Below are 18,442 nucleotides of genomic sequence, written 5' to 3' on the forward strand. Positions count from 1 at the left end.
GACCGATAGTGTGGGCGCTCGTCCGAGACGCCTGCCCTCCACGGGGCCCAGGTGTCCACCGCAGTCCATCGAACCGGGGCCCGTACCTCGATGTCCGTGCACAGCCATACGGCAGCCCAACACGACGCTGCCACTCCCGAGTTCCCGCGCCATGTGGTGACGGCCGTCCTCGTCACCCATGACGGCGCCCGCTGGCTGCCCGACGCTCTCGCCGGGCTCCTCGGCCAGGAGCGCCCCGTGCAGTACGCGGTCGCGGCCGACACCGGCAGCGCGGACGACTCCGCCCAACTGGTCACCGAGACCCTGGGGGACGAGGCCGTCGTCCACCTGGCCCGGCGTACCGGCTTCGGCCAGGCCGTGGACGAGGCCACCCGCCTCGCGCCCGTCCTCACGCCGGACGACCTGCCCTACCTCAGGCGTCCGAACAGTTGGGACCCCGTCACGCGCACCTGGCGCGACGACGCCTACGACCTGCCCGAACTGCCGTACGGCGAGCCCGTCCAGTGGCTCTGGCTGCTGCACGACGACTGCGCACCCGAACCCGAGGCCCTCGCCGAGCTGCTGAGGGTCGTCGACAACGAACTCGAACTCGGCCGAGACGACGTGGCCGTGGTCGGCCCCAAGCTGCGCGGCTGGTACGACCGCAGGCAACTGCTGGAGGTCGGCGTCTCCATCGCCAACTCCGGCCGCCGCTGGACCGGTCTGGACCGCCGCGAGCAGGACCAGGGCCAGCACGACCACGTCCGCACCGTGCTCTCCGTCTCCACCGCGGGCATGCTCGTCCGCCGCGACGTCTTCGAACGGCTCGGCGGATTCGACCGCCGACTGCCCCTGATGCGCGACGACGTCGACCTGTGCTGGCGCGCCCACACCGAGGGCTACCGCGTCCTCGTCGCCCCCGACGCCGTCGTACGGCACGCGGAGGCCGCCTCCCGCGAGCGCCGCACCGTCGACTGCGCGGGCCGCACCACCGCCTCCCCGCACAAGGTCGACAAGGCCGGTGCCGTCCACACCCTGCTGGCCAACACCCGCACGGCCGCGCTGCCCTGGGTGCTGCTCCGGCTGGTCCTCGGCACCCTCCTGCGCACCCTCGCCTACCTCGTCGGCAAAGTGCCCGGACAGGCCCTGGACGAGATCCGCGGCCTGCTCGGCGTCCTCCTGCGCCCCGAGCGCGTCCTCGCCGCCCGCCGCAGCCGGGGCCCCTCCCAGCTCGACAAGGACGAGCTGCGCCAACTCTTCCCGCCGCCCGGCGCCACCATCCGCGCCACGGCCGAACAGATCGCGGCCAACTTCTCCACCAGCTCCGACGTCGACACCTCCGCCGGACGCCACGGCAGCGCGGTCGAGTCCGGGCCCGGCGGCGACGACGCCGACTTCCTTGAGATCGAGCAGTTCGCCCGGCTCAAGCGCATCGCCCGCAAACCCGGCCCGGTGCTCTTCCTCGCCCTGCTGCTGATCTCCCTGGCCGCCTGCCGCGCCCTGCTGGGCGGCGGTGCCCTCGCGGGCGGCGCCCTGCTGCCCGTCCCGCCCGGCGCGACCGACCTGTGGGCGAGCTTCGGCTCCGCCTGGCACCCCGTCGGCGCCGGCAGCACCACCTCCGCGCCGCCGTACCTCGCCGTGGTGGCGACGCTCGCCTCGCTCTTCCTCGGCTCCACCGGGCTCGCGGTCACCGTGCTGCTGGTCTGCTCGGTGCCGCTGGCGGGCTTCACCGCCTACTTCGCCTCCCGGCCCCTCGTCAGCTCCCGGCTGCTGCGCGCCTGGACGGCCATCGCCTACGCCTTCCTGCCCGCCACCACCGGCGCGCTGGCCCAGGGCCGCATCGGCACCGCCGTCCTCGCCGTGCTGCTCCCGCTCCTCGCCCGCGCGGGCGTCGCCGCGAGCGGCCTCGCCAATCGCTCCGGCGCACGCGGCAGCTGGCGCGCCACCTGGGCGTACGCGCTGCTGCTGACCATCACCACCGCCTTCACGCCCGTCGTCTGGCCCGCCGCGCTGGTCCTCGGCATCGGCGTGCTCGTCCTGCGCCGCTCGGACCCGGTCGCCCACCTCCTGCGCTTCCTGGCCCAGCTCGGCACCCCGCTGCTGGTCCTCGCGCCCTGGTCGCTGACCCTGCTCCCGACCGGCTTCTTCACCGAGGCCGGACTGGACTTCGGCGCCTCGGCCGCCTCCGCCTCCGACCTGCTCGGCACCAGCCCGGGCGGTCCCGGCACCGTGTCCGGACCGCTGCTCATCGGCATCGTCCTGGCCGCGCTGGCCGCGCTCCTGCGCTCCGAGCGCCAGTTGGGCATCCGTGCCGCCTGGGCCGTCGCCCTGACCGGCCTGCTGCTCGCGGTGCTGGCCAACCGTTCCGCCTGGGCCGGCCCGGCCACCCTGGTCTACGGCCTCGCCCTGCTCGCCGCCGCCGCGCTCGGCGCGGACGGGGCACGCGCGCGGGTCGCCGAGCAGAGCTTCGGCTGGCGCCAGCCGGTCGCCGCCCTGATCGCGCTGGCCTGCGCCGTCGGCCCGCTGGTCGCCGCCGCCGGCTGGATGATCCGGGGCGCCGACGGTCCCCTGGAGCGCCGCGACCCCGCCCAGGTGCCCGCCTTCGTCGCCGAGGACGCGAACACCCGCGACCAGGCCCGCACCCTCGTCCTCGAAGGCGACTCCGCCGCGCGGATCCGCTACACCCTGGTCCGGGGCTCCGGCGCCCGCATGGGCGACGGCGAGATCGCCGCGGCCGACGGGCCGAACACCGGCCTCGACAAGGTCGTCGCCAACCTGGTCGCCGGTTCCGGCGCCGACCAGAGCGGCCAGCTCGGCGGCTTCGCCGTCCGCTACGTCCTCGTCCACCAGGGCACCCCCCGCCAGATCACCCGCGTCCTGGACGCCACCCCCGGTCTCGCCCGGCTCAGCCAGCAGAACGGCAACGCCCTGTGGCGCGTCGACCGCCAGGTCTCCCGCGCCACCCTCATCGGCGCGGGCGGCTCCGGCACCCCGCAGGCCGTCGCCGCGGGCCCGGTGGAGATCCACACCACCGTCCCCACGGGTTCGGGCGGCCGTGTGCTGCGCCTGGCCGACGCCGTCTCCGACGGCTGGACCGCCACCCTGGACGGCAAGCCCCTCACCCCCAAGACCGTCGACGGCTGGGCCCAGGGCTTCGAACTCCCCGCGGGCGGCGGCAGGCTGGACGTCACCTACGACGCCCCGATCGCCCACACCGTCTGGCTGTGGGCACAGGGCGCGCTCGCCGTCCTCCTCGTCGTCCTCGCCCTCCCCGGCCGCCGCCGCGACATCGACGACGACCTCCCCGAGGAGCAGCCGATCCCTGCCCAGGCCATGGAGGGCGAGGGCCGCCGCGCCCGCCGCCTGCGCGCCCAGGCCGAGGAACAGGCCGAGGAACAGGCCGAGGGGGCCGGTGAGCCGGTGGAGCGGTACGCCGACCCCGAACCCCAGCCGTACGGCGAGCAGGAGCCCGCGCAGCCGGTCGTCCCGCAGCAGCAGCCCTACGCCGACTGGGACACCGGCACCGACACCTACGCCGACCCCGAGTACGCGGCCTACCCCGCCGACCCCTACCAGGCCCCGTACCAGAACACCGGGTACGACCAGGGCGCGTACCAGAGCGACCCCTACGGCCAGGCCCCCTACGACCCCTACGGCTACGGGGTCCAGCCGGAGCAGCAGCCGTACGACCCGGCGGCCCACCCGCAGGGCTACGACCCCGCCCAGCAGCCGCCCTACGGCGACGGCAGTGAGCGCCACGACGGGAGCCAGCAGTGAACCGCACCACCCTGTCCCTGATCGCCTGCACCGTCGCCCTGGCCGCGGTCACCGGCTTCGCCGCGTTCGACCCGCCCGCCGCCTCCGGCTCCGGCGCGGCCGGCAGTGCCACCGAACGGCCCGTGGAGCGCACCGGTCTGCTGTGCCCGGCGCCGAGCTTCTCCGACATCGCCGACACCGCGTACACCTCCTTCACGCCCGTCACCCAGGGCGCGGAGAACGGCGGCCGGGCCACGCTGGAAGCGGCCGACGAGCAGTCGGCGGACGGCAAGGGCGCCAAGAGCGCCGACAAGAAGGCCGAGCCGGTGCTCACCCCCAAGCCGCCGGGCACCCCGGCCCTGGGCGACACCTCCGGCAGTGACGCGCCCGCGCTGATCGGCACCGCCGACGGCAAGTACGCGCCCGGCTGGACCGTCCAGGAGACCACCAAGATCGCGGCGGGCACCGGACGCGGCCTCCAGGGCGTCACCTGCACCCCCGCCGACACCGACTTCTGGTTCCCCGGCGCCAGCACGGCCGAGGGCCGCACCGACTATGTGCACCTCACCAACCCCGACGACGCGGCCGCCGTCGTCGACATCAAGCTGTACGGCAAGGGCGGCGCCCTGAAGTCCGCGGTGGCCGACGGCATCACCGTGCCGCCGCACTCCAGCGAGCCGGTGCTGCTCTCCACGCTCACCGACGACCCGCAGACCGACCTGACCGTGCACGTCGGCGTGCGCAGCGGCCGGGTCGGCGCCACGGTGCAGGCCCAGGACGACGCGGGCGGCGGCGACTGGCTGCCCGCCGCGGCCGACCCGGCCGGCAGCCTGGTCCTGCCCGGCATCCCCAAGGACGCCACCGACGTCCGCCTGGTCGCCTTCGCCCGCGGCGACGACGACGCCGACCTCAAGGTCCGCCTGGCCTCGCCGAGCGGCTCGATCACCCCGGCCGGCAACGAGACCGTGCACGTCAAGGCGGGCATGACCACCGCCGTCGACCTCGGCCCCGTCACCCGGGGCGAACCGGGATCACTGATCCTCACGCCCACCGACGACGCGGTCCCGGTGGTCGCCGCGCTGCGCGTGGTGCGGGGCAAGGGAGCCCGGCAGGAGACGGCGTACATCCCCGCCACCGCTCCCGTCGGCCGCCGCGCCACCGCCGCCGACAACACCGCCAAGGGCTCCACCCTGTCCCTGACCGCGCCCACCGGCACCGCCACCGTCAAGGTCACCGCCTCGGCGGGCAGCGAGGGCGGGAGCCCGGCGACGAAGACGTACACGATCAAGTCCGGCACCAGCCAGGACATCAGCGCCCCCTCGGGCGGCAAGGGCACCTACGCCCTGACCGTGGAACCTGTCTCCGGCGGCCCGGTCTACGCCGCCCGCACCCTCACGAGCACCGACAACGCCTCCGACTTCACCATCCAGACCCTCCCGAACGACCGCGGCCTGGTCGCGGTACCGCGGGCGGAGCAGGATCTTTCGGTGCTGAACTGACCAAGGGGCTGCGACAGCCTCGATGGCGCACGGAACCGGGAGCGCCCCGCACGGCGAAGCGGCGTCGACGCGGTGTGCGGGGCACGGAAACCGGTAGTCTCGCCGCTGCCGTCACCGGCAATCCGGCCAATCCGGCCAATCCGGCTCTCGGGCCGCGCGGACCGGCGTCCGGCGAGGAGACGGCCGCCCACGTGGAGGGGCGTCCGATCGGTCGGCGGTCAGGATTGCCGGAACCGGGTTCGGCTACGGTGGCTGGGCTCGTTCCGACCGACGGGTACGAAGAGAAGGATGGGGCATTGGTACTGTCGACTCGCATCGTGGTGTTCGACCTGGACGACACGCTCGCCCTCTCCAAGGCGAAGATCACGCCTCGCATGGCCCAGTGCTTGTTGCGCCTCCTGTCCGCGAAGCACGTCTGCATCATCTCCGGCGGCCGGTACGAGCAGTTCCAGACCCAGGTCCTGGACGAATTGCCCCTCACCGCCGAACTCGCCGCGCGCCTCCACCTCATGCCGACCTGCGGCACGCGTTACCTGCGGTGGGAGTCCGGCGGCTGGAGTGACATCTACTGCGAGAACCTCGACGACGACGACAAGGCGCTCGTCATCGAGGTCCTGACCGAGGGTGCCAAGTCCCTGGGGCTCTGGGCGGAGCGGACCTGGGGAGACATCATCGAGGACCGGGGCAGCCAGGTGACGTTCTCCGCACTCGGCCAGCAGGCCCCGCACCAGGCGAAGGCGGCCTGGGATCCGGACGGCTCCCGGCGCAAGGCCCTGCGCGAGTACGCGGCGGCCAGGCTGCCTGGTCTGGAGGTCCGCAGCGGCGGCTCCACGTCCATCGACGTCACCAAGAAGGGCATCGACAAGGCGTACGGCATGCGGCGCCTCCTCGCCCATCTGGACCTGCGGGTGGACGACGTCCTCTTCATCGGCGACCGGCTCGAAGAGGGCGGGAACGATTTCCCGGTCCGGCAGATGGGCGTGCCCTGCGTCGCCGTGACCAGGTGGGAAGAGACCGCGGACCACATCGAGGCCATGCTCGGGCAGGGGCTGGACGTTCCCACGCTCCCGCTGCCGACCCCTGCGGAGACCCGCTGACCGGACCCCGGTCCCAGCCCGTCCGGCGCCGTGGAGACCAGAGGCTTTCGTGAGGACAGCCGGAGCGCAGCCGTGCTGTCCTCAGCGAGGATCGCGGGTCCTTGCCACCCGCCATGAAGCCCGGTCGCCCCGCACTGGGCGGCGCCCGCTACTCCTCGCCGTACCGGGGGTCCACCGTCTCCGGGCTCAGCCCCAGCAGTTCGGCGACCTGCTCCACGACCACCTCGTGCACCAGCTCGGCGCGTTCGTCGCGGCTCTTGGTGCGGATCTCGATCGGCCGCCGGTACACCACGACCCGCGCCCGCCGGTCGTCCCGCGCGGGGATGATCCCGCCCAGCGGCACGCCCTCGTCGTCCGGTGCTCCCTCGCCGGTGCCCTCCAGCCGGGGCACCTCCAGCACCAGGAACTCCACCTCGGCCAGTTGCTCCCAGCGCCGCTCCAGCCGTTCGACGGAGTCGCGGACGAGATCCGCGAACGCGTCGGCGCGGCTGGCCGCCAGCGGCACCTGCGGCGGTGCGATGGGGCCACGCATGCCCCGCCCGTGACGATCACGGCGGCGGGGTCGGGGGCCTGCGGCACGGGGCGGTACACGGTCGTCCATCACCGCAGAAGCGTAGTCCTCGCCCGCCCCGCCCGTCCGGTTCCACGCGGCAGCCGCCCGGACCCCGCCCGAGTGACCGCCCCTCCGCACCGCCTCCCCGGACTCTTCGCGCACTTTTCTCCCGGTGTTCGTGCGGTCGTCTTCCCGCCATCGCACGACCGTTCCGGCCACCACGAGGTCCACGAACCGGGTCCGGTCGACGGATTTTGTACCGGATCATCACCTGATGCCCCCCTGTCCGCCCCCTTCGGCGGGGCTCCCGGGAAAGGGGCCGCGGGGCGCCGCGCGGCACGACACGGGACAGTGACCTGGTGGAGAGTCGTCGCGGCCCGCTCAAGAGTGCGGTACCGTCCAACATCGTGAGCCTTGTACGTCGCTGTTCGCGCACCGCCTGCGGCCGACCCGCCGTTGCGACGCTGACGTACGTCTACGCCGACTCGACCGCGGTCCTCGGCCCCCTCGCCACCTACGCCGAACCCCACTGCTACGACCTGTGCGCCGAGCACTCCGAGCGCCTCACCGCCCCGCGCGGCTGGGAAGTCGTCCGGCTGCTCGACGGCTCCGCCCCGGCCCGCCCCAGCGGCGACGACCTGGAGGCACTGGCCAACGCGGTGCGGGAGGCGGCCCGTCCGCAGGAACGCGCGGCCGGAGCGAGCGGCGGCGCACGCACCGCCGACCCCATGGAAGTCGCCCGGCGCGGTCACCTGAGGGTCCTGCGTTCCCCCGACTCCTGACCCGGCGGTCCGGAGCCGTGGTCCGGCCGCGCACACCGACGGTCGTGCGGCCCGGCACTCGGACCGACCGGTGCCCGGGACACGCGGGCCGTCGTCCCGCCCCGGTCGAAGGCTCCCCACGGCCCGTCCCTCACCGGCGGTACCCTGACCAGGCTCCACGCCTACAGATCACGTCGACACCCGCTTGCCCGAAGGGACACCCCATGCCGCTCGAAACCGGCCTTCTCGAGATCCTCGCCTGCCCGGCATGCCACGCTCCCCTCAAGGAGCAGGACACCGAGCTGATCTGCACCGGCCAGGACTGCGGCCTGGCCTACCCGGTTCGCGACGGGATCCCGGTCCTGCTCGTCGACGAGGCCCGCCGCCCGCAGTAAGGGCCCATCGAACAGGGGCCGCCGCACGTACGACGCCGCCCCAGCCGCCCCCTCAGGACCCCGGCGATCGGAGGCCCCCGCACATGCTCGACGAATCGCTCCTCGACACCCCGGAGGGCCTCGCCAGGGCCGACCGCCGAGGGCTGCTGCGCGGTGCGGCCGAGGCGGGTGCGCGGGTCCGTACCGCGGCCCGGCACGCCGTCGAGGCCGGAGTCGGCGCGCTCCAGCCCGACGGCCGCCCCCGCGCCGTACTCATCGCCGGCCCCGGCGCGGCGGCCACGCACACCGCCGACCTCCTCGGCACCCTGGCCGGCCCCGGCAGCCCGGTGATCCGCCTGGAGGCCACCGGGGTCGCCCCCGCCCCCGGCGCCCTGCGCTGGGAACTGCCCGGCTGGGCGGGCTCCGTGGACCTGTTGCTGATCGCCACCCCCGACGGCAGCGAACCGAGCCTCGGCGTCCTCGCCGAACAGGCGTACCGCCGGGGCTGCTCCGTGGTGGCCGTCGCCCCCTCCGGCACCCCCCTCGCCGAGGCGGTCGCGGGCGCGCACGGGATGTTCATCCCGATGGCGACCGCCCCGTACGACCAGGAGGAGCCGCTCGCCGCGTCCTCCTCCGGCGTCTTCTGGGCCCTGCTCACCCCGCTGCTGGCCCTCCTCGACCGCGTCGGCCTGCTGAGCGCCGGACCCGACGCCCTGGAGAAGGTCGCCGACCGCCTCGACCACGTCGCCGAGCGCTGCGGCCCCGCCGTCGCCACGTACGGCAACGCGGCCAAGACCCTCGCCGCGGAACTCGCCGACGCCCTCCCCGTCGTCTGGACGGAGGGCACCTCCGCGGGACCGGCGGGCCGCCGCTTCGCCGCCGCCCTGGCCGAACTCGCGGGCCGCCCCGCCCTGGTGGCCGAGCTCCCCGAGGCGCTCGCCGCGCACAACGCCCTCCTCGCCGGCCCGCTGGCCGCCAGCGCCGACCCTGACGACTTCTTCCGCGACCGCGTCGAGGAGACACCCGCGCTGCACGCGCGCGTGGTGCTGCTGCGGGACCGCCCCCTCGGCGGCCTCACCGCGGCCCCCGCCGCCCGCGAACTGGCCCTCGGCCACGACACACCGATCAGCGAACTCGAACCCGAGGAGGGCGGCGAACTGGAGACCCTCGCCGATCTGATCGCCGTCACGGATTTCGCCGCCGTTTACCTGGCGCTCGCCGCCGGCGCCTGAGCTTGCTCGAGGCCCACGCCCCCGCAGCGCACGTACGGAGACAGAGAAGACACATGGACCGCCTCGACAACACCGTCCGCCCCTACGCCTGGGGCTCGCCCACCGCCATCCCGCGCCTCCTGGGCACCGAGCCCACCGGCGAACCGCAGGCCGAGATGTGGATGGGCGCGCACCCCGGAGCCCCCTCGCGCACCACGCGCGGCACGCTCGTCGAGGTCATCGACGCCGACCCGGAGCGCGAACTGGGCGCCGACGCGGTGGCGAAGTTCGGCCCCCGCCTGCCCTTCCTGCTCAAGATCCTCGCCGCGGCCGCCCCCCTCTCCCTCCAGGTCCACCCCGACCTGGCCCAGGCCCAGCAGGGGTACGCGGAGGAGGAGCGCCGGGGCATCCCCGTGGACGCCCCCGACCGCAACTACAAGGACGCCAACCACAAGCCCGAACTCATCTGCGCCCTCACCGAGTTCGACGGCCTGTGCGGCTTCCGCGCCCCCGCCGAAGCCGCCGACCTGCTCGACGGCCTGGGTGTCGCCTCCCTCAAGCCCTACGCCGACCTGCTGCGCGCCCATCCCGAGGACGCCGCCCTGCGCGAGGTCCTGACCGCGATCCTCACCGCGGACCGCGAGGACATGGCCGGCACCGTCACCGAGGCCACCGCCGCCTGCATCCGCCTCGGCGGCCCGTACACGCCCTACGCCGACATGGCCCACCACTACCCGGGCGACCCCGGCGTGATCGCGGCCATGCTGCTCAACCACGTCCGGCTCCAGCCCGGCGAGGCCCTGTTCCTCGGCGCCGGCATCCCGCACGCCTATCTCGACGGCCTCGGCGTCGAGATCATGGCCAACTCCGACAACGTCCTGCGCTGCGGCCTGACCCCCAAGCACGTCGACGTCCCCGAACTCCTGCGCGTGGTCCGCTTCGAGGCGGGCGACCCCGGCGTACTGCGCCCCGAGGCGTCGCCGGACGGCGAGGAGGTCTACGAGACCCCCATCGACGAGTTCCGGCTCTCCCGGTACGTCCTGCCCGGCGAGACCGCCCGCGACCTGACCCTGCCCACCCCGCAGATCCTGCTGTGCACGGCCGGCTCCGTCCGCGTCGGCGAGCACGAACTGCTGCCCGGCCGGTCCGTCTTCGTCCCGGCGGGAGAGAAGACCGAGGCGTCCGGCGAGGGCACCCTCTTCCGTGCCACTGTGATCGTATGACCGGCCCTGTGGACACCTGACGCGCCACACCCCGGTGGGACTGCAAGAATGACCCTCCGGCAAAGCACGGGCAAAGACGGAACCCTCCCGAAGAGTTCGGCCGTACGAGGGTGCAGAGGGCGAAGGGACTCGCGGACAACATGAGCGCGTCAGGCGGTACCAAGGCGATCGTGGCGGCACTCGGGGCCAATCTGGCGATCGCGGCAGCGAAGTTCGTGGCGTTCGCGTTCAGCGGCTCCTCGTCGATGCTCGCCGAGGGTGTCCACTCGGTCGCCGACTCCGGCAACCAGTTCCTGCTGCTCATCGGCGGCAAGAAGGCCCAGCGCGAGGCGACCCCGCAGCACCCCTTCGGCTACGGCCGCGAGCGGTACATCTACGCCTTCCTCGTCTCCATCGTCCTGTTCTCCATCGGCGGCATGTTCGCCATCTACGAGGGCTACGAGAAGATCAGCCACCCGCACGCGGTGGAGCACTGGTACTGGCCGGTGGGCGTCCTCGTCTTCGCCATCATCGCCGAGGGCTTCTCCTTCCGTACGGCCATCAAGGAGTCCAACGAGCTGCGCGGCAAGCTCTCCTGGGCCCAGTTCATCCGCCGCGCCAAGGCGCCCGAGCTGCCCGTCGTCCTGCTGGAGGACTTCGGCGCGCTCATCGGTCTGGTCCTCGCCCTCGGCGGCGTCGGCATCGCCCTGCTCACCGGCAACGGCGTCTGGGACGGCATCGGCACCGTCTGCATCGGTGTCCTGCTCGTCCTGATCGCCCTCGTCCTGGCCGCCGAGACCAAGTCCCTGCTGCTCGGTGAGTCCGCCGGGCTGGAGGACGTCAAGAAGATCGAGGCCGCCATCGTCGACGGCGACACCGTCACCGGCGTCATCCACATGCGCACCCTGCACCTCGGCCCCGAGGAACTCCTCGTCGCCGCCAAGATCGCCGTCCAGCACGACGACACCGCCGCCGAGGTCGCCCGCGCGATCGACGCCGCCGAGGCGCGCATCCGCGAGGCCGTCCCGATCGCCCGCGTCATCTACCTGGAGCCGGACATCTTCAACGCCGCCGAGGCCGCCAAGGGCCCCGACCCGCTCGCCACGCCGGGCGGCCCGAACCCCCACCCGGCCGACCACTGAGCCCCCGGTCCCAGAGCCGAGGCCCCCGGCGCATCCCGGTCCCCACCGGACGCGCCGGGGGCCTCGGCGCATCCGGCCACCCGCCCCCGCACCCACCCGTTCGCGCCACATCCGTCACCTGGACGGCACGCGGTGGCCGGACGCGGACTGGGGCGCGCCCCGTCCTCCGGTGTAGCTTGGGACGGAGCCAGACGTCGCTGCTGATGGCGGTCGGGCGGTCCAGAAACGGACCGGCCGAGGGAGAGAGGGCCTCCGACGGACTGCGCTGCGCGCACGCGGGCATGCCTGTGTCCTCTTCTCGGGACACCCCTGTGTCCGTCGCCGCGCAGACCAGCCGTACCCACCTCGCCCCGATCCCGAGGAGCAGCCCGCCATGACCACTGTCGACAACCGACAGGACTTCAAGGTCGCCGACCTCTCCCTGGCCGAGTTCGGCCGCAAGGAGATCACCCTCGCCGAGCACGAGATGCCCGGCCTGATGTCGATCCGCAAGGAGTACGCCGAGGCGCAGCCCCTGGCCGGCGCCCGCGTCACCGGCTCCCTGCACATGACCGTGCAGACCGCCGTGCTCATCGAGACCCTCGTCGCCCTCGGCGCCGAGGTCCGCTGGGCCTCCTGCAACATCTTCTCCACCCAGGACCACGCGGCCGCCGCCATCGCCGTCGGCCCCGACGGCACGCCGGACAACCCGCAGGGCGTCCCCGTCTTCGCCTGGAAGGGCGAGACCCTGGACGAGTACTGGTGGTGCACCGAGCAGGCGCTGACCTGGCCGAACAGCCCCACCGGCGGCCCGAACATGATCCTGGACGACGGCGGCGACGCCACCCTCCTCGTCCACAAGGGCGTCGAGTACGAGAAGGACGGCAAGGTCCCCTCGCCCGACACCGCCGAGAACGACGAGCACCGCGTCATCCTCGAACTGCTCAACCGCACCATCAGCGACGGCTCCCAGAAGTGGACCCAGCTCGCCTCCGAGATCCGCGGTGTCACCGAGGAGACCACCACCGGCGTCCACCGCCTGTACGAGATGCAGCGCGACGGCGTCCTGCTCTTCCCGGCGATCAACGTGAACGACGCCGTCACCAAGTCGAAGTTCGACAACAAGTACGGCTGCCGCCACTCCCTGATCGACGGCATCAACCGCGCCACCGACGTCCTCATCGGCGGCAAGACCGCCGTCGTCTGCGGCTACGGCGACGTCGGCAAGGGCTGCGCCGAGTCCCTGCGCGGCCAGGGCGCCCGCGTGATCGTCACCGAGGTCGACCCGATCTGCGCGCTCCAGGCGGCCATGGACGGCTACCAGGTCACGACGCTGGACGAGGTCGTCGACAAGGCCGACATCTTCGTCACCACGACCGGCAACAAGGACATCATCATGGCCGCCGACATGGCCAAGATGAAGCACCAGGCCATCGTCGGCAACATCGGCCACTTCGACAACGAGATCGACATGGCCGGCCTCGCCGCCATCCCCGGCATCGTCAAGGACGAGGTCAAGCCCCAGGTCCACACCTGGAAGTTCCCCGACGGCAAGGTCATCATCGTGCTGTCCGAGGGCCGCCTGCTGAACCTGGGCAACGCCACCGGCCACCCGTCGTTCGTGATGTCCAACTCCTTCGCGGACCAGACCCTGGCCCAGATCGAGCTGTTCACCAAGCCCGACGAGTACCCGACCGGCGTCTACGTGCTCCCCAAGCACCTGGACGAGAAGGTCGCCCGCCTCCACCTGGACTCGCTCGGCGTCAAGCTCACCAAGCTGCGCCCGGAGCAGGCCGCGTACATCGGCGTCGAGGTCGAGGGTCCCTTCAAGTCGGACCACTACCGCTACTGAGCCGCTGATCCCCGCTTCATCCAGGCAGGCCCCCGCACCCCCGTGCCGGGGGCCTGCCCCTTTCCACCGGACCAGCGGCCCCGGACCGGACCGTCACCCCGCCAGAACCCAGGACCTCCCATGCCGCGCGGCCGATATTCGCTCCACGATCCGCACGATCACACCCCTCTCGCGGAAGAACACTTCCACTGCGCCCCCGGCCCTTCCGGCTGGCGCTACGTCTCCCAGCTCACCTCTCCCGAGGGAGAGCACCGGGGCTCGGTCGACCTGGCCCTGGATGACATCGGCCGTCCCATCCGCCTCGAACTCCACGCCGGCGGCTGGCAGGTGCGCGGCGCCGCCCTCGACGGCGTCACCTGGGTCCGTACCGACCCCTCCGGCATCGAGGCCCAGGAAGGCAATGTGCCCGCCCACGCCTTCACCGGCACGTCCCCGGCGTTCCTCGTCGCCACCGCCCGTCTCCTGCGCCTCACCCCTTCCGCCGCCGCGACCCGCGTACGTCTCGTCGCCCTCACCGACCCGGTCCTCGCCCCCCGCACCGTGGACCAGTCCTGGGCGCTGATCGACAGAGAAGCACACGCCACTGACAACGGTCCTCTGCTCGTGGACGAATACCAGGTCACAGCCCTGGACACCGGGGAGAGGCACACCGTGCACATCGCCGGGGACGTCGTCCTCTCGGCCCCCGGGATCGAGCTGGAGGACCTCCAGACCCCGCCCTCGACGTTCGACCGACCGGACCGCTAGGCGGGCGGCGCGAACCCCGTCGACCTGGGGCCGGAACCGCCCTCCGGACGACCCGGCTCCTTCTCCTCCACCGGCGCGACGTACGGCGCCGCCACGGGAGGCACCCCGACCGGGCCCGCCCCCGCGCCAGGGGGCACGTACCGAGGCGGCTGCTGAGCCTGCCGGGCCTGCCGCTCGTGCACCACGGCCGCGAGGAAAGCAGCGGGCCGCGCCTGGAGATCCGGCGGTACGGCGGTCCCCGTCCGAGCCGCGACATCGGCCGCCAACCGGGAGGCCATGGACCAGGAGACCTGCGGCTGGAGCTGGTGCATGCGGGTCAGGTACTGCCGCACGGCGAGCCAGAGCCCGTCCGGCACCGCCGACAGATCCAGCTCCCCGAACCGCCCCGCCAGCTCCGGCGGCAGAGGCGGCGCCACCCCGGCCCGCCCCACCGGAATCCGCTCCCGCACGACCAGCGTCCCCGCGAACACGTCCCCGAGCCGCCGCCCTCGCGCCGAGACCAGCGAGGCGATGCACGCCACCACCCCGAACGTCATCAGGATCTCGATCATCCCGACGCCACCGCGCACCAGCGCGTGGCGGAACCGGACCGGACCGCCGTCGTCGCGCACCACCCGCAGCCCGAAAGCAAGCTTCCCCAGCGACCGCCCGTGGCTCAGCGTCTCCACCGCGATCGGCCCACCGACCAGCACCAGCAGAAATACGGCCGCCGAGAGCGCGGCCTGCGCGGCATCGTCCAGCGAGGACGTGGCCGCCACGAGCCCCAGCACCACCGCGACATAGACGAGCACGGCCACGACCAGATCGATCAGCACGGCCAACGCCCTGCTCGGCAGCTTGGCGGGCCGCAGCTCCAGCGCCACCGCCTCACCGGTCACCAGCTCACTCACGCCCGCCGTCCTTCCCTCGCCCACCCCTGTGACGCAAGTCTGCCAAGCTGAGGGCGCATCGCGTCGCGGTACGACAAGCTGACAGCGTCCCCGCGGTCCCGCGGCAGCGGGCCACGACGAGCCGAGGAGCAGGCAGACCCGATGGACCTGGACGTCTTCGTCTCCGCACACCGGGCCGAGTGGGACCGCCTCGACGCCCTGATCCGCCGCCGACGCCGCCTCACCGGTGCGGAGGCTGACGAACTCGTCACCCTCTACCAGCGCACCGCCACCCATCTCTCCCTCATCCGCTCCAGCGCCCCGGACCCCCAGCTCACCGGCCGGCTCAGCCGGCTCGTGGCCCGCGCCCGCAGCGCCGTCACCGGCACCCGCCGCGCCTCGTGGCGCGACGTCACCCGCTTCCTGGGCCGCAGCTTCCCCGCCGCCGTCTACCGGGCCCGTCACTGGTGGGTGCCCACCGCGCTCGTCTCCACGGCCGTGGCGGTCCTCCTGGGCTGGTGGATCGGCACCCATCCCGAGGTGCAGGCGTCGATCGCCGCCCCCGGCCACCTCCGCGACCTGACCCGCCCCGGCGGCGAGTACGAGACCTACTACTCCAGCCACCCCGCCGCGTCCTTCGCGGCACAGGTATGGACGAACAACGCCCGCGCGGCCGCGCTCTGCCTGGTCCTGGGTGTCTTCCTGGGGCTTCCGGTCCTCTGGATCCTCTTCGAGAACATGCTGAACCTGGGGGTCGGCTTCGGGCTGATGTCCTCGGCAGGACGCCTCGACACCTTCCTCGGCCTGGTCCTCCCGCACGGCCTGCTCGAACTCACCGCGGTCTTCGTGGCCGCCGGCACAGGGCTGCGCCTCGGCTGGACGGTGATCGACCCCGGCCCGCGCACCCGCCGCACCGCGCTCGCGGAAGAGGGCAGGGCCGCAGTGGGTATGGCCATCGGCCTCGCCCTGGTGCTGTTCGTGTCCGGCGCGATCGAAGGCTTCGTGACCCCGTCCGGCCTGCCCACCTGGGCCCGCATCACCATCGGGGTGGCGGCCGAGCTGGCCTTCCTCGCCTACGTCTACGTCCTCGGCGGCCGCGCTGTAGGCGAGGGGGAGACGGGCGATCTCCAGGAGGCCGAACGCAGCGTCTCCGTCCCCACGGCCGCCTGATGTGCGTTGAGCCCCCCTGAACTGCTAGTCTCCTCATCGCCCCAGAAAACCTGTTGACACGGGTGGACCGGGGAGGTAGAGTTGAACAGTTGCCTGGAGCTGGACAAGTTCAAGGTTAATCGTTAAGCTTTACCTAGCTTCGCAAGGAAATCGCTGAATGCGACATCCGAGAAGCACATCTGATTACTCGGAAATGAACGCCGGTAAGACCGGCCGAAAACTTCTGATAGAGTCGGAACCGCCGGAAAGGGAAACGCGAAAGCGAGAACCTGGAAAGCACCGAGGAAATCGGATCGGAAAACGATCTGATAGAGTCGGAAACACCGAAGGGAAGCCCGAAGGAAAGCCCGAGAGGGTGAGTACAAAGGAAGCGACCGTTCCTTGAGAACTCAACAGCGTGCCAAAAATCAACGCCAGATATGTTGATACCCCGTCTCCGGTCATCACGACCGGGACGAGGTTCCTTTGAAATAAACACAGCGAGGACGCTGTGAACCATCGGACTATTCCTCCGATGGTTCCGCTCTCGTGTGTGTGCACCGGATTACCGGTAAACATTCACGGAGAGTTTGATCCTGGCTCAGGACGAACGCTGGCGGCGTGCTTAACACATGCAAGTCGAACGATGAACCACTTCGGTGGGGATTAGTGGCGAACGGGTGAGTAACACGTGGGCAATCTGCCCTTCACTCTGGGACAAGCCCTGGAAACGGGGTCTAATACCGGATAACACTGCGGATCGCATGGTCTGCGGTTAAAAGCTCCGGCGGTGAAGGATGAGCCCGCGGCCTATCAGCTTGTTGGTGAGGTAATGGCTCACCAAGGCGACGACGGGTAGCCGGCCTGAGAGGGCGACCGGCCACACTGGGACTGAGACACGGCCCAGACTCCTACGGGAGGCAGCAGTGGGGAATATTGCACAATGGGCGAAAGCCTGATGCAGCGACGCCGCGTGAGGGATGACGGCCTTCGGGTTGTAAACCTCTTTCAGCAGGGAAGAAGCGAAAGTGACGGTACCTGCAGAAGAAGCGCCGGCTAACTACGTGCCAGCAGCCGCGGTAATACGTAGGGCGCAAGCGTTGTCCGGAATTATTGGGCGTAAAGAGCTCGTAGGCGGCTTGTCACGTCGATTGTGAAAGCCCGAGGCTTAACCTCGGGTCTGCAGTCGATACGGGCTAGCTAGAGTGTGGTAGGGGAGATCGGAATTCCTGGTGTAGCGGTGAAATGCGCAGATATCAGGAGGAACACCGGTGGCGAAGGCGGATCTCTGGGCCATTACTGACGCTGAGGAGCGAAAGCGTGGGGAGCGAACAGGATTAGATACCCTGGTAGTCCACGCCGTAAACGGTGGGAACTAGGTGTTGGCGACATTCCACGTCGTCGGTGCCGCAGCTAACGCATTAAGTTCCCCGCCTGGGGAGTACGGCCGCAAGGCTAAAACTCAAAGGAATTGACGGGGGCCCGCACAAGCAGCGGAGCATGTGGCTTAATTCGACGCAACGCGAAGAACCTTACCAAGGCTTGACATACACCGGAAAGCATCAGAGATGGTGCCCCCCTTGTGGTCGGTGTACAGGTGGTGCATGGCTGTCGTCAGCTCGTGTCGTGAGATGTTGGGTTAAGTCCCGCAACGAGCGCAACCCTTGTTCTGTGTTGCCAGCATGCCCTTCGGGGTGATGGGGACTCACAGGAGACTGCCGGGGTCAACTCGGAGGAAGGTGGGGACGACGTCAAGTCATCATGCCCCTTATGTCTTGGGCTGCACACGTGCTACAATGGCAGGTACAATGAGCTGCGAAACCGTGAGGTAGAGCGAATCTCAAAAAGCCTGTCTCAGTTCGGATTGGGGTCTGCAACTCGACCCCATGAAGTCGGAGTTGCTAGTAATCGCAGATCAGCATTGCTGCGGTGAATACGTTCCCGGGCCTTGTACACACCGCCCGTCACGTCACGAAAGTCGGTAACACCCGAAGCCGGTGGCCCAACCCCTTGTGGGAGGGAGCTGTCGAAGGTGGGACTGGCGATTGGGACGAAGTCGTAACAAGGTAGCCGTACCGGAAGGTGCGGCTGGATCACCTCCTTTCTAAGGAGCACTTCTAGGCCGCCTAGCGGTCCAGAGGCCAGTACATCGGCGAATGTTCGATGCTGGTTGCTCATGGGTGGAACGTTGATTATTCGGCACACTTCACTGACTTTCTCCTAGTACTGCTTCGGCGTGGAACGGAAAAGACGGGAAGGGTGTCGGGCACGC

Annotated in this window: 13 protein-coding genes and 1 rRNA gene; 12 read left to right on the top strand and 2 right to left on the bottom strand. The window is 71.3% G+C overall.

All coding sequences use genetic code 11. The annotated features are described in order from the left end of the window. The first annotated feature begins 90 nt into the window (after positions 1–90). The 3 genes from HEK131_RS03530 to HEK131_RS03540 all read left to right on the top strand — a co-directional run bounded on the left by HEK131_RS03530 (position 91) and on the right by HEK131_RS03540 (position 6,331). Positions 91–3,756 carry a glycosyltransferase family 2 protein gene (locus HEK131_RS03530; RefSeq protein WP_244333625.1) on the top strand — a complete coding sequence of 1,222 codons (3,666 nt, stop codon included), beginning with the start codon at positions 91–93 and terminating at the stop codon, positions 3,754–3,756. After that, positions 3,753–5,234, top strand: coding sequence for a DUF5719 family protein (locus tag HEK131_RS03535; RefSeq protein ID WP_244333626.1), 1,482 nt, complete (start codon positions 3,753–3,755; stop codon positions 5,232–5,234). The genes HEK131_RS03530 and HEK131_RS03535 overlap by 4 nt, the downstream gene beginning before the upstream one ends. A 296-nt stretch (positions 5,235–5,530) precedes the next feature. After that, positions 5,531–6,331 (top strand): HAD-IIB family hydrolase, encoded by an 801-nt coding sequence (locus HEK131_RS03540; RefSeq protein ID WP_244333627.1) that lies wholly within the window; start codon positions 5,531–5,533, stop codon positions 6,329–6,331. A gap of 148 nt (positions 6,332–6,479) precedes the next feature. On the opposite strand, the gene HEK131_RS03545 is transcribed toward HEK131_RS03540, so the two are convergent. Beyond that, positions 6,480–6,932, bottom strand: a complete 453-nt coding sequence (locus tag HEK131_RS03545) for a metallopeptidase family protein (RefSeq protein ID WP_217462028.1) — start codon at positions 6,930–6,932, stop codon at positions 6,480–6,482. A 311-nt stretch (positions 6,933–7,243) separates the two neighbouring features. Between HEK131_RS03545 and HEK131_RS03550 the strand changes: the two genes are divergently transcribed. The 7 genes from HEK131_RS03550 (at position 7,244) to HEK131_RS03580 (ending at position 14,152) form a co-directional block, all read left to right on the top strand. Further along, the gene (locus HEK131_RS03550) at positions 7,244–7,666 is read left to right on the top strand and encodes a DUF3499 domain-containing protein (protein WP_217461953.1); all 423 of its coding nucleotides are present in this window, start codon (positions 7,244–7,246) and stop codon (positions 7,664–7,666) included. Positions 7,667–7,869: 203 nt separating this feature from the next. Beyond that, the gene (locus tag HEK131_RS03555) at positions 7,870–8,040 is read left to right on the top strand and encodes a Trm112 family protein (RefSeq protein ID WP_217461952.1); all 171 of its coding nucleotides are present in this window, start codon (positions 7,870–7,872) and stop codon (positions 8,038–8,040) included. 83 nt (positions 8,041–8,123) lie between these two features. Then, positions 8,124–9,251, top strand: coding sequence for an SIS domain-containing protein (locus HEK131_RS03560; RefSeq protein WP_244333628.1), 1,128 nt, complete (start codon positions 8,124–8,126; stop codon positions 9,249–9,251). Positions 9,252–9,304: 53 nt separating this feature from the next. Continuing rightward, a complete protein-coding gene (gene manA, locus HEK131_RS03565; protein ID WP_244333629.1) occupies positions 9,305–10,453 on the top strand; it encodes a mannose-6-phosphate isomerase, class I in 1,149 nt (382 codons plus the stop codon). A 140-nt stretch (positions 10,454–10,593) separates the two neighbouring features. Continuing rightward, on the top strand, positions 10,594–11,574 hold the full coding sequence (locus HEK131_RS03570) for a cation diffusion facilitator family transporter (RefSeq protein ID WP_217461949.1): 981 nt from the start codon (positions 10,594–10,596) through the stop codon (positions 11,572–11,574). Between the two features lie 373 nt (positions 11,575–11,947). Continuing rightward, complete coding sequence (gene ahcY / locus HEK131_RS03575) at positions 11,948–13,405, top strand: adenosylhomocysteinase (protein ID WP_244333630.1); 1,458 nt, start codon at positions 11,948–11,950, stop codon at positions 13,403–13,405. 120 nt (positions 13,406–13,525) lie between these two features. Continuing rightward, positions 13,526–14,152, top strand: a complete 627-nt coding sequence (locus HEK131_RS03580) for a hypothetical protein (RefSeq protein ID WP_244333631.1) — start codon at positions 13,526–13,528, stop codon at positions 14,150–14,152. Here the strand turns inward: HEK131_RS03580 and HEK131_RS03585 are convergent. Then, on the bottom strand, positions 14,149–15,042 hold the full coding sequence (locus tag HEK131_RS03585) for an RDD family protein (RefSeq protein WP_244333632.1): 894 nt from the start codon (positions 15,040–15,042) through the stop codon (positions 14,149–14,151). The genes HEK131_RS03580 and HEK131_RS03585 overlap by 4 nt on opposite strands. A 141-nt stretch (positions 15,043–15,183) precedes the next feature. On the opposite strand from HEK131_RS03585, the gene HEK131_RS03590 reads away from it, so the two are divergent. Both HEK131_RS03590 and HEK131_RS03595 read left to right on the top strand, forming a co-directional pair. Then, positions 15,184–16,191, top strand: a complete 1,008-nt coding sequence (locus HEK131_RS03590; RefSeq protein ID WP_244333633.1) for a stage II sporulation protein M — start codon at positions 15,184–15,186, stop codon at positions 16,189–16,191. Between the two features lie 557 nt (positions 16,192–16,748). Beyond that, a 16S ribosomal RNA gene (locus HEK131_RS03595) occupies positions 16,749–18,274 on the top strand. The last annotated feature ends 168 nt before the right edge of the window (positions 18,275–18,442 follow it).

It is taken from the genome of Streptomyces seoulensis (assembly GCF_022846655.1).
In the GTDB taxonomy this organism is placed as follows: domain Bacteria; phylum Actinomycetota; class Actinomycetes; order Streptomycetales; family Streptomycetaceae; genus Streptomyces.